Source organism: Acidimicrobiales bacterium (assembly GCA_022452035.1).
Taxonomy (GTDB): Bacteria; Actinomycetota; Acidimicrobiia; order Acidimicrobiales; family MedAcidi-G1; genus UBA9410.
In genome coordinates, this window is the sequence record JAKURV010000065.1 from 1 (window position 1) to 1,554 (window position 1,554).

General features: G+C 61.1%; 2 protein-coding genes. Both read left to right on the forward strand.

What is annotated here, in order from left to right; translation table 11 throughout:
• The coding region (locus tag MK181_10980) for a c-type cytochrome (protein MCH2420321.1) at window positions 1-874 on the forward strand (874 nt) is incomplete at its 5' end.
• Window positions 874-1,554, forward strand: a 681-nt coding sequence (locus MK181_10985; protein MCH2420322.1) for a cbb3-type cytochrome c oxidase subunit I, incomplete at its 3' end; no start/stop codon positions are given. The genes MK181_10980 and MK181_10985, both read left to right, overlap by 1 nt.

Genomic DNA, 1,554 nt, shown 5'->3' on the forward strand with positions numbered 1-1,554 from the left:
CGCCGTTTTCACACTGCTCAGCCACTTCGACCTGAACAGTTCAGACCGCACAGATATCCAGGTGGCCGTGGACGGCACGGCCACCTCGTGGGATCCGGAGATTGTGGTCGTAGGCCAGCAGTGGTGGTGGGAGTTCCGCTACTACTTCGACGGCCTGGACGGCCTCGACCTGAGTGACGCTCGCCATCTGCCGCCGGCTGACATCGTGGCGGCCAACCAACTCGTCATTCCGACTGGTTCGGAGATCGGTCTCAAGATCACCAGCCGAGACGTGATCCACAGTTACTGGATTCCGGCTTTGAACGGGAAGCGTGATGCGGTACCGGGTCGGGTCGCACCTTGGAAGATCGAGGCCGAGAAGCCCGGCGTCTACTTCGGACAGTGCACTGAGTTCTGTGGTCTCAGCCACTCCCGGATGCGGATGCAGACGGTGGCCATGGACCCGGCTGACTTCCAGTTGTGGGTCGACCAGCAGATGCAGTCAGCCGTCGAGCCTATTGATGCTGCTGCTCTACGTGGGAGGGAGATTTTCGAGGGCCAGTGCGCTCGTTGCCACGTGGTTAACGGCATCAATGACGGTGGTGGTGCTGACCTGGTCTCCAACGCCGCACCGAATCTGACCCACATAATGAGCCGGACCACTTTTGCTGGTGGCATCTTCGACCTTTACGATGCCGACGGTTCGCTGAATCGGACCCAGCTCGAAGCCTGGCTGCGAAACGCACCAGCTGAAAAGCCTGCCTATGCCGAGGGTCGCCGGGGTATGCCGGCCATGGGCCTCAGCGAGGGCCAGATCGATGACGTGGTGGCGTACCTCCAGACTCTGGGCACGGCCCCGGCCATGGACGTCATCGCGGCGACGGAGGTCGACTGATGAGTGATGTGACCGAGTTGGAGGCCCCGGGCGGGTCGATCGGCGTCTACACACGACCGAAAGCCAACACCGGCTGGCGAGACTGGATCACCACCGTCGACCACAAGAAGATCGGCATTCTCTACGGCGCCACAGCGATGTTCTTCTTCGTCATTGGTGGCATCGAGGCCCTGCTCATTCGTCTGCAGTTGGCCACTCCCGATGGCACGGTGCTGGGCGCTGAGACCTACAACCGGGTGTTCACTATGCATGGCGTGACCATGGTCTTCCTAGTGATCATGCCTTTAGCCGCAGCGTTCGCGAACTACCTCCTACCACTGCAGATCGGTGCCCGGGACGTGGCCTTTCCCCGGATGAACGCCCTCTCGTTCTGGGTGTTTTTAGCCGGTGGCCTGTTCCTGAACATGTCCTGGATTGTTGGCGACGCTCCCGACGGTGGCTGGTTCGCCTACGCCCCCAACACCGGGATGATCTTCTCGCCGGGCAAGGGCATGGACTTCTACGCCATTGGCCTGCAGATCACAGGCATCGCCTCGCTGGTGTCGGCGATGAACCTCATCGTGACGGTGCTCAATATGAGGGCACCGGGCATGACGCTTTTCAAGATGCCGGTCTTCACCTGGATGATCCTGGTTGTGCAGTTCCTGCTGCTGTTCGCCGTGCCCGTGATCACCGTGGCC